Consider the following 10,442-nt stretch of genomic DNA (forward strand, 5'->3'; position numbering starts at 1 on the left):
GCTTTTCCTTGATGTGGCCGCGATGAGTGTCCACGGTTTTGAGGCTGATGTGGAGTTCCTGGGCGATGGCGCGGTTGTCCTTGCCCTGGCCGGTGAGGCGGAGGATTTCGAGTTCGCGGTCGGTGAGCTTTCCCACGGTGGAGGTGCTGGTTGATGAACGGGGGCGGGAGAGGGCGTCGAGGATGGCGGAGGCGGTGCGCTCGCTGGCATAGACCTGGCCGTTGAGAACTTTGGTGATGGCCTCGCGCATCTTCTCGGGGCCTTCCTGTTTCATGATGTAGCCGCGCCCGCCGGCACGCAGCACACGTTCGGCATAGAGCTGCTCGTCGTGCATGGAGATGATGAGCACGGGAAGTTCAGGCCGCATGGCGTGGACGTCCTGCAGGAGCTCAAGCCCGCTTTTGCCGGGGAGATTGATGTCCATGAGGACGAGATCGGGATTGAGCTTGGAGATGGAGTCAAAGGCGTCGCGGGCGTTGTCGGCCTCACCGCAGACAACGACACCGGGAATGGCTGCGGCGATGCGGACGAGGCCATCACGGAAGACGGGGTGGTCATCGACGATGAACACTTTTTTAGCGGGCGGACCGGATGCTGTTTTAGCCATGGTGGTGTTAGGTTGAGGCAGGTGATGTAGGAATGGTACAGAAAACGGTGGTGCCGAGGCCGGATTGATTGCGCTGGATGTCAAGAATGCCGCTAATCATGTCGGCGCGGTACTTCATGATGCGAAGGCCCATGCCCAGGTGTTTGGGGTTCAGTTCGGTGATGCCCCTGCCATTGCCCTTGTCGTGAATGGAAAGCACGGTGCGGTGGAGATTGGTGGAGAGCTCGATGTCGATCTCCTTGGCCAGACCATGCTTGACGGCGTTGGTCACGGCTTCCTGGGCGATGCGGTAGAGGTGCGTGGCGGTGGTGTTGTCCGTCTGCATGGATGGGGGGCATTTGCAGCGGCATTGAATGCGGAACATGCTGCTCGTGCGCTGGGCCAGCTCATCCAGCGCGGCAACGAGACCGCCCGCCTGCACGGCCACAGGATGCAACCCGCGCGCGAGTGACCGTGTCAATGCCAGGGCTTCCTTGAGCAGGCTGGCGATTTTGTCCGCGCTTTCGACTTCGGATGATTTCTGCTCGATCAGGCGGGATTTGAGCAAGTCGCAGAGCAGCCAGAGCCCCGCGAGCTGCTGGCCCAGGTCATCGTGCAAATCCTGGCCGATGCGCTGCTGCTCGTGCTCACTGATGTGGAGGATTTCCTTTTCGAGCTTTTTGCGCGCGGCAATCTGCTGTTTCAATTCGGCATTGGTGTGCTGAAGCTGCAGAGTGCGTTCTTCCACGCGTTTCTCCAGTTCGTCATTGAGCCGGCGGATCACCTGCTCGGCGCGTTTGCGCTCGCTGACATCCACATGGGCGATGACGACGGAATGCGGGCCGTTGCCTGAGAAGGGGGTGACGTAAACGACAAACCAGCGCTGCTGGGTGGGCGAATGGCAGGCGTATTCCATGCTGAAGTGCGCGGATTCACCGCTCATGACATCGCGAATGCCGGCGGCAAAGCGTGCCGACTCTTCGACTCCCTCCGCCGCAGCCGAATCGCACAATTCCAGGTAGTTTGAGCCGATGGCCCCGGCATTGATGGCTCCACCTTTCTCCTGGACGAAGGCTGTCCAGGACTTGTTCGCGCTGATAATCCTGCCGTGGGCATCCAACACGACAATGCTTGCAGGTATGGCCTCCAGCGTGGACTCGGCGAAGTGCCGTGCTTTCAGAATTTCATCTTCCGCCTGCACCCGGTCATTGATGATTTCGGCAAAGAGAATGAGTCCTCCGATTTTACCCAGGGCATCGTGCCATGGGCGGATCTCCCATTTCACCCAGTCGATGCTGCCGTCTGCGCGGGGGAACTGGTCGCGAGCGCAGCTCTCGGTGGCACCGGCCAGACAACGCTGGTGGATCTGCTTCCAGCGCTCAGGGATGTCAGGGAAGACTTCATAATGTGACCGGCCGATGAGGTCGCCGGTGTGGAGCCGGAAATCCTTCGCCCAACGGTCATTGACGATGAGGTAGCGCATGTCGCGATCAAACATCACCACGGGTGCGGGTGCATTTTTGATGAAGAGGCGAAGGCGCTCCTCGCTGGCGAGCAGGGCCTGCTCAGTTTGCTTGCGGTCGGTGACGTCCTCCGCGATGCCCACAATGCAGCGAACGGAGCCGTCCTCATGGTAGAGGGTCGTGGCTGTGCCGCTGACCCAGATCATGGCCCCGTCCTTGCGGAGATATCGGCGCTCTGTTTCATAGGTGGGGAGCTTTCCATGCAACACCTGCTCCACGCGCTCCCGGTTGATAACTTCATCGTCTGGATGGGTGAGATCTCGTGGGGACATGCCGGCCAGCAGTTCTTCGCGGCTGTAACCGGTGATGGAGCAGAAGCGGTCATTGACCCGGGTGAAACACCCATCGGCCCCGACTTCGACGGTGCCAACGCCGACGTTTTCAAAAAAGCCGCGGAACCTTGCTTCGCTCTCGCGCAGCGCCGCCTGAGCCTGCTCGGCCTTTTCGCGGGCAGCAATGGCTTCTTCCATCAGATGGAGCGCCGCCACCCGTGACTCGCGCAGCGACTGATTGGCCTGGGTGAGTTCCGCGGTGCGCTCGATCACACGGCGCTCGAGTTCGGCGTGGGAACGGGCCAGTGCCTGCTCAGTGGCGGTGAGGCGCGCCTGCTCCTCCAACCGTGCCAGCGCGCGCTGCACCACGGTGGACACCATGGTGATGAAGTTTGCATCCTTGACCAAGTAGTCGAGAGCACCACGTTTCATCATCTCAACAGCCACGCGCGCGTCCCCCTGGCCGGTGATGATGATGAAGGGCAGGTGATCATGAAGCCCATCCAAGTGGTCGATCAGATCGTTTCCGCGCAACCCCGGCAGCTTTAGATCCAGCAAAACCAAGTCTGCGGCGTTGTCCTTCAACCAACCAACGGCCTCTTCGCCGGAGTGGACGGCGGGAGCATGATGGCCGTCTCGCTCCAGCTCACGCGTGATGAGGCGGGAGATGCCCGGATCATCATCCACCACAAGAATGGTCGCTGGCGTGTGCGGCTGGGCCATGAGGGGTCAGAGTTGGTCGTTGATTTCGGGGACCTTCACGAGGGAGACGAAGAGGCCGAGCTTGGCGATGGCCTCGGCGAACCTGTCGTAGTCCACGGGTTTGACGATGTAGCTGTTGCAGCCCAGCAGATGGCAGCGCTCGATCTCGCGCGGATCATCCGTGGTGGTGAGCATGATGACCGGCAGCTTGCGCAGGAAGACGTCTTCCTTGATCTGGCGCAGAGCCTCCACGCCGTCCACCTTGGGCATGCGGATGTCCAGCAGCAGCAGGTAGGGCGTGTCCGTCCTGCGATGGGGGCCGGGCCCCCGACGGAAGAGGAAATCCAGCACCTCCTGGCCGTTTTCGCAGCGCAGGATGGGGTTGTGAAGTCCCACGCGGTTGAGACTTTTTTCAATCAGCCGTGCGTGTCCGGCGTCGTCTTCCGCGATGATGATCACCAATTCCTGCATCATGGTCATGGATTCCTCGAGGTGGGGTCCAGGGGCTGCAGAAGGACTTCAGTTTTCATGTTCAATACGCATTGAAAATGAACCGCTCAGGTGGAGCCAACAACGAGGCAGAGGAAGTTCACGTCTCATCCAATGACTGAGAGGGGCTGCGAGTTTTCTCTGAGACGACTTTGACGCGGCGGTGCGTTCGGAAGGATGATGTGGGACAGGCATGGCACGGGGCAGGATGAATTCCATCCTGCCACAGGGCTGGCCTGCAGGCTCAGCCGCCGCTGTCATCTTGATGCCCAATTTTAACCATCCTGAGGGGCACCAGAAAGACGGTGGGCGCTTATGAGCGAGGAGCGTGGCCCGAGGCGGCGGCGCGTTCTTTGCGCACCTTTCTCATGTGGCGGTAGCCGACCAGCCTGCCGAGCTTTTCATCCCACAGACGGAGTGACAGGGACTTCAGGCTGGAGAAGAGGGTGATGGGCTTGACCTCATGGAACATGGGGTCGGCTTTGTGGCAGCGCTCCAGATTGTAGTTGGGGATGCGGGGGCTGAGGTGGTGGATGTGGTGGAAGCCGATGTTGCCGGAGAACCACTGGAGCACTTTGGGGAGCTTGTAGAAGGAGCTGCCCTGAAGGGCGGCTGCGGTGTAGTCCCAGTTTTCATCACGCTCCCAGTACACGTCTTCAAACTGGTGCTGCACATAGAACATCCAGATGCCGATGCCGCCGCCGACCATCTCGATGGTCATGTGAATCAGGAGGTAAGGGATGATCCCGAACGCCCAGCTCAGCAGCACGGCGACGCTGAGAACGGCCAGATTCATCCAATGCACGGATGCGCGCTCGCGCGGGCTGGCCGTGGAGGATGGAAAGCGCTGTGAGATGACGAAGAGGTAAAGAGGGGCGATGCCAAAGAGCACGAAGGGATTGCGAGCGAGACGGTAGGCAAAGCGCTTCCAACGTGAGGCCTTGAGGTATTCCTCCACGGTCATGGTCCATACGTCGCCGGTGCCGCGCCGATCCAGCGCGCCTGCCGTGGCATGGTGGATGGAGTGCTCCCAGCGCCAGTGGTAGTAGGGGGTGAGCGTGAGCACGCCGGTGATGAACCCGACGATGTCATTGGCCAGGCGTGACTTGAAGAACGAACCGTGCCCGCAGTCATGAAAGATGATGAAAATGCGGATGAGAAACAGGCCCGCCAGCGCCGCGAGGGCAAAGGTGAGCCAGTAGGAGTAGGAGAGGCTGAGGTACATCAAGTACCAGAGTGCCGCATAGGGGACGAGGGTGTCGACCAACTGCCAGATGGCGCGCCCGAGGGAGGGCTGCTGATATTTCAGAACAATCGCCTTCCAAGCGGCTGTGTCGCGCCTGGGGATCCGGCTTTCTTGAGTCGGCACCGGTTGAAGGGTGGTGCTCATGAAAGCACCCTACCACACCTGCGGCGCAATGCACTACGGGTCTTGCGAATTCGTCGCCCCGTTTTGTTCCCTGGGCAGGCTGCAGGTGACGCGGGTGCCGCCGCTGCGCTGCTTCTCGATGGCGAGTCTGGCGCCGATCATGCCAGCACGGTAATGCATGATGCGCAGGCCCATGCCCTGCCGCTGCGGATCGAGCGTGCCGATGCCAATGCCATCATCTTTGATGGTGAGAGTGAGGGTTTCCAAATCTGACGAGAGACCGATGCGCACATGCTTGGCGCGGCCATGCTTGACGCCGTTGCTCACGGATTCCTGGGCGATGCGATAGAGGTGCGTGGCCGCCGTGTTGTCATTCACCTGAACCGAGCCGGAGCATTCAAACTGGCAGTCGATATGGAACAAGCTGGTCATGCGTGCGGCAAGGTCATGCAAGGCGGACATGAGACCGTCTGGCTCTGCGGCCACGGGGTGGAGTCCGCGGGCCAGGCTGCGGGTCATGGCCACAGTCTTTTTCAGGAGCTCGGTGATCTTGGCGGCCTCAGGCACTTCGGGCGCGGCGCGGCTGGCGAGGCTGCGGCTGAGCATGGTGGCCATGATGCTGAGGCCGGCGAGCTGCTGGCCGAGATCATCATGCAGATCCCGGCCGATGCGCTGCTGCTCCAGCTCGCTGATCTGCAGGATTTCCTGCTCCAGCCGGTGGCGGTCGGCCTCTGCGGCGGCAAGGCGCTGCTCCTTGTCCAACTGCGAGAGCGCACGGCGGACCACGGTGGGGACGAACTCGATGAAGTTCACGTCCTTGACGAGGTAGTCGAGAGCGCCGCGCTTCATCATGTCCACAGCCACGCGTTCGTCTCCCTGACCGGTGATGATGATGAAGGGCACGGAGCGGCCCATGGTCACCATGGACTCAATGAGTGCGGGGCCTTCCATGTCCGGCAGTTTGAGATCGAGCAGGAGCAGGTCTGCGCGGTGGTGCTTCAACCATTCCGTGGCCTCCAGGCCTGAACCGACTGCGGTGGTCTGATAACCCTCCCGCTGCAGTGCGCGGCCGATCAGGCGGGTCAGCCCCGGATCATCATCCACCACAAGGATCGTGACTGGCGGCGGAGTGGCGGACATGACGGAGTCAGGGCTGGCCATTGATCTCAGGCACCTGCACGAGGGAGACGAACATGCCGAGCTGCTTGATGGCCTCGGCAAACTTGTCGTAGTCCACGGGTTTGACGATGTAGCTGTTGCAGCCGAGCAGGTGGCAGCGCTCGATCTCGCGCGGGTCATCCGTGGTGGTGAGCATGATCACGGGCAGCTTGCGCAGGGAGGGGTCCTCCTTGATCTGGCGCAGGGCTTCGACGCCATCCACCTTGGGCATGCGGATGTCCAGCATCAGCAGATACGCGGTGTCACTTTTGCGGTGCGGTCCGGGACCGCGGCGAAAGAGAAAGTCGAGCACATCCTGGCCGTTTTCAAAGAACTGCACAGGATTGTGCAGGCCCACGCGGCCCAGATTTTTTTGAATCAGCCGTGCGTGACCAGCATCATCCTCTGCGATGATAATGACTACCTCTTCTGTCATGATCAACGCTTAGACTTGGTGGGCAAGGCTGGCAAGCTGACAAAAAAGATGCTGCCATGATCCGGGCTGGACTCGACCCAGATTTTTCCATCCAGGCGCTCCAGAATGCGCTGGGCGATGGTGAGGCCGAGGCCTTCTCCCTGGCTGTGCGAGGGGTTCAGCCGGTGAAAAATTTCGAATGCCTTCTGCTGGTGAGCGGGGGCGATGCCGATGCCGTTGTCCTTGACCTCGTAGGTCACGTGGGTGCCCTCCGTCCGGCCGCTGATGCTGATGAGTCCGGGGCGCGTGGGATCGAGGTACTTGATGGCGTTGTCGAGGAGGTTGGAGAAGACCTGGTTGATCTGCGTGGCGTCACCGAGGCAGTCGGGAAGAGGGCTGATATCCAGCCGGGCACCGGCCTGCTGGAGCTGAAACTCCATGGAGTGGGCGATCTGCTGGATCATCTCCTGCATGGACAAGGGCTCGACCGTGAGGGCCGCACGGCCCAGGCGCGAGAAGCGCAGCAGGCCTTTGAGCAGGGAGTCGATTTTGGAGACGCCGGCCTGGATGAAGCCCAGGGATTCAGGGATGTCTTCCTCGATGGCCGGCCGCAGATCGGCCTTGGGCACGGTGGCGTCTGGTGTGGAGGCGAGGGTTTTATGCAGGGCTTCGCAGGTGCGTGCAAGCTCGCGGCTGAAGCCCTGGATGTTCACCAAGGGGGAGCGCAGATCGTGCGATGCCACGTAGACGATGGCCTCCAGCTCCTTGTTCTTTTCGGCGAGGGTCTGGGCGAGTTCGGCGAGCTTTTCCTCGTCGCGCTTGCGCTGGGTGATGTCGGTGCGGATGGCGATGTACTGCTGGGGCTTGCCGGCGGCGTCCACGAAGGGGAAGATCGTGGTGTGCACCCAGTAGATGCTGCCGTCCTTGGCGCGGTTGCGGATCTCCCCTTTCCATGTTTTGCCATGGCCGATGGTGCTCCAGAGGTCGTGGAAGAACTCCTTGGAATGATGACCGGAATTGATGATGCGGTGGTCCTGGCCTAGGAGCTCGCTGCGGCTGTATTTGGAGATCTCGCAGAACTTGTCATTCACATAGGTGATGATGCCGCGTGCGTCTGTGGTGGCGACGATGGAGTGGGCGTCCAGCGCCGCCTTGAGGTCGATCAACTCCTTGACCAGAATGTGCTGCCCGTCGGGCGGTTTGGCCCCGGGCAGGTGGTCTGCCTCGAGGAGTTTGAGCCGTTCAATGAGCTCAGCTTTGGTCATGCCGGAGTAGTCAGTCATTCGTGCTTAATTGTGGCGAGGTTCCATGCCAAAGCACAATGAAAAAAACGAGCAGGTGCAGATCCTGTTACTTCATCTTCGATTTCAGTTTGATCGTTTCACCGGCCACCATGAAGCTGCCGTAGCCGCGGTGATGGAGGGTGCGGGGATTTTTCACGGCGGGATCCATCCATGCCTGGACGACTTCGAGGACGAAGAGTGAGTATTTGGACACCATCCGCGTGTCCACCACCCGGCACTCCAGGCTGGCATGGCACTCGGCGATGAGTGGTGCGCCGACCTTTTTGGCGGGCATCGGCGTGAGGCTGAAGCGTTTGAATTTGTCGATCTTCGCGCCGGTGGTATTGCCGCAGCCCACCACCTTGTCTGACAGCTCCAGGGTGGGGATGTTGATGACGCATTCCTTGCTGGCTTTGAGCAGGCTGAAGGAATGGTTGCGGTCACTCATGACGATGGCCACCAGCGGGGGCTCAAACTCAAGCATCATGTGCCATGACAGCGTCATGACGTCGCGGCAGTCCTTGTGGGCTGTCGTCACGAGGACAACCGGGCCGGGCTCCAGCAGGCCGTAAACCTTGGACAAAGGGTAGGATCTGCGGGCCATGGCTTGATCAGCTGTGTTTTTTCTTCCATTCCTGCGGCGGCACCAGACGCGTGTTCTCCGGCCAGGTGGCGCCTTGTTGAATCCAGTCATGCAGAAGCTGCGCGCCTTCCTGCTCCATGCCTTCCGGTGTGGGTGGCATGGCCACGGGGCTTTCGTGCCCCAGCAGCAGGACTTTGTAGAGAAGGCTCTGGTGCGGCGAGCCGGGGATGATCACCGCACCGCTGCGGCCACCTTTCATCGCCAGTTTTTTCGTCTCCAGATTCAGCCCTGCGCAGACGTAGTGGTGCTGGTGGCACTCCAGGCAGCGTGTTTCGAGCAGAGGTTTCACTTCGGTCACAAAGTCCACCTGATGAGGGGGCTCCATCTGCATGCAGGAGGCGAATCCCAGCAGTGCCGTCATGGCGGAGAAGAACTTGAGTTTCATGGGGGCGGAGCGTGGCAGTGAATCAGGCGGCGAAGCCGAAGCGATGCTTTACCTGCACCGAGTCCAGATCGAGAGACCTGCCCAGCAGGCGCGAGGCCAGGCGCTCTGCGGCCACGCGCAGCATGCGGTCTGCCTGCCCCGCTTCGAGTTCGGCACCCTCATGCTTGATCGCACTGATGCGTGCGCCGACGATGAGCAGGTTCATGAGGAAGTCCTCTGCTTCAACGGGATCGTCCGTGCGGTGGGTGTCCACGCGGTGGTTGTGCTGGGGATGGATGACGTATTCGATTTCAAATTTGGCAATCATGGTGGTGGGGTGGTTGGTTGAAGATGACACGCGGCATGACGGCCTGCTCAGCCTGAGGTGGCGTGTTTGGTTCCGTTCTTGTGCAGTCAAGGAGCGGGGACAAAACGGCTCAGGCTGCGACGGGCGGCCTGACTACGAGCACCGAGCATGGCAGCCGGGTGAGCAAACGCTCCGCCGTGGATCCCATGAGGACGTAGCGCAGATTGGTGCGGCCTTTGCCGCCGAGGATGATCAAGTCGGCCTTTGCCTCCTCGGCATGGGCCACGATGCCGTTGCCGTAGTTCAATGATTCCAGCAGCACTTCTCTGGACTGGATGCCTTCGGCGGCCTCCTTGACGAACTCGTGCAGCTCCCGGCGCAGGCCCTCGATGAGCGTCTGCCGCTCCGCAGGCGTGAATACCACGGTGGGGTGGCCTATGCCGATCAATGCATCTGCTGAACCGCCATAGGGTGAAGAGATCAGCGGCTCCTGCCACACATGCAGGAAATCCACGCTGGCCGAGTCTTTGATGGCGATACGGCGCGCTGCGGCCACCACTTCTTTGGCGGTGTCTGAGAAGTCAATGCAGGCCACGACCTTCTTAAAGGCATGCGGGTGAGTGGAGCGCACCAGCAGCACGCGGGACGGAGACTTGCGGGCGAGTCTGCCGGAGACGGATCCCGCTCCTGCGAGTGTCCGGCCGGTGCCTGCGATCCCGGCGACAAGCAGGTCCGCCTTCAAGCTGCGGACGTGCTCAAGGATTTCATGCAGCGGGGTGCCCATGGCAATGGTGACCTCGGCATCGGCAGGCACCTCAGACTGTGCCAGCCAGGCATGGAGCGCGGTCCGGGCACCCTCAGTCGCCGTGGTGGCCTGGCTCTCATAGGCGGATTCACGACTGGCGGCCAGGGTGGCCACGGCTGAGGAATCCACGACATGCAGCACGTGGAGTTTGGCTCCCTGCAGCCGGGCAATCCGTGAAGCCTGTTCAAGTGCGGCGCGAGATCCGGTGGAGAAATCAACGGCAACGAGGATGGTTTGGAGCGTGTTCATGGTATGGATGGGATGAATTTGTCACTCATTTAAACGCAAAGCCGCAGGCTGATAAACGGGCTCTTCGTGTCATATCATTGCGAATCCTGTGCGGATATTGATCCTAAGCTTTAGCTCCTAGGCGCACCCATGGAGGCATGGAAGACAACCCGCGCTGCATGATAAGAATCGCCATGAGCAGCTGCGGGCATCAGCTTCGGTCGATGATTTAAATCTTCAGCTTATGAACGAAAAACTCGACACCCTGTTGGAAAAGATGCACTCGCTGGAAAAGGAA

The 10,442-nt window shown here is 60.7% G+C and carries 11 protein-coding genes; all 11 read right to left on the reverse strand.

The window, feature by feature from the left end:
* Positions 1-607: response regulator transcription factor (locus WAW39_RS04065; RefSeq protein WP_422316043.1), on the reverse strand; the 607-nt coding region annotated here is incomplete at its 3' end.
* 7 nt (positions 608-614) lie between these two features.
* Entirely contained in the window at positions 615-3,104 is a 2,490-nt protein-coding gene (locus WAW39_RS04070; protein ID WP_422316045.1) for a PAS domain S-box protein, read from the reverse strand.
* Positions 3,105-3,110: 6 nt separating this feature from the next.
* The gene (locus WAW39_RS04075) at positions 3,111-3,557 is read right to left on the reverse strand and encodes a response regulator (protein WP_422316047.1); all 447 of its coding nucleotides are present in this window, start codon (positions 3,555-3,557) and stop codon (positions 3,111-3,113) included.
* Between the two features lie 328 nt (positions 3,558-3,885).
* Entirely contained in the window at positions 3,886-4,962 is a 1,077-nt protein-coding gene (locus WAW39_RS04080) for a fatty acid desaturase (protein ID WP_422316049.1), read from the reverse strand.
* Positions 4,963-4,995: 33 nt separating this feature from the next.
* Complete coding sequence (locus WAW39_RS04085; RefSeq protein WP_422316051.1) at positions 4,996-6,081, reverse strand: response regulator; 1,086 nt, start codon at positions 6,079-6,081, stop codon at positions 4,996-4,998.
* Between the two features lie 7 nt (positions 6,082-6,088).
* A complete protein-coding gene (locus tag WAW39_RS04090; RefSeq protein ID WP_422316053.1) occupies positions 6,089-6,535 on the reverse strand; it encodes a response regulator in 447 nt (148 codons plus the stop codon).
* A gap of 2 nt (positions 6,536-6,537) precedes the next feature.
* Positions 6,538-7,797, reverse strand: coding sequence for an ATP-binding protein (locus tag WAW39_RS04095; protein WP_422316054.1), 1,260 nt, complete (start codon positions 7,795-7,797; stop codon positions 6,538-6,540).
* A 67-nt stretch (positions 7,798-7,864) separates the two neighbouring features.
* Positions 7,865-8,401 carry a flavin reductase family protein gene (locus WAW39_RS04100; RefSeq protein ID WP_422316056.1) on the reverse strand — a complete coding sequence of 179 codons (537 nt, stop codon included), beginning with the start codon at positions 8,399-8,401 and terminating at the stop codon, positions 7,865-7,867.
* A gap of 7 nt (positions 8,402-8,408) precedes the next feature.
* On the reverse strand, positions 8,409-8,825 hold the full coding sequence (locus WAW39_RS04105; protein WP_422316058.1) for a c-type cytochrome domain-containing protein: 417 nt from the start codon (positions 8,823-8,825) through the stop codon (positions 8,409-8,411).
* A gap of 22 nt (positions 8,826-8,847) precedes the next feature.
* Positions 8,848-9,132 (reverse strand): hypothetical protein, encoded by a 285-nt coding sequence (locus tag WAW39_RS04110; RefSeq protein ID WP_422316060.1) that lies wholly within the window; start codon positions 9,130-9,132, stop codon positions 8,848-8,850.
* 109 nt (positions 9,133-9,241) lie between these two features.
* Positions 9,242-10,165: a universal stress protein gene (locus WAW39_RS04115; protein WP_422316062.1), complete on the reverse strand. Its 924-nt coding sequence runs from the start codon at positions 10,163-10,165 to the stop codon at positions 9,242-9,244.
* Positions 10,166-10,442: the final 277 nt, after the last annotated feature.

Source organism: Prosthecobacter sp. (assembly GCF_049294395.1).
Taxonomy (GTDB): Bacteria; Verrucomicrobiota; Verrucomicrobiia; order Verrucomicrobiales; family Verrucomicrobiaceae; genus Prosthecobacter.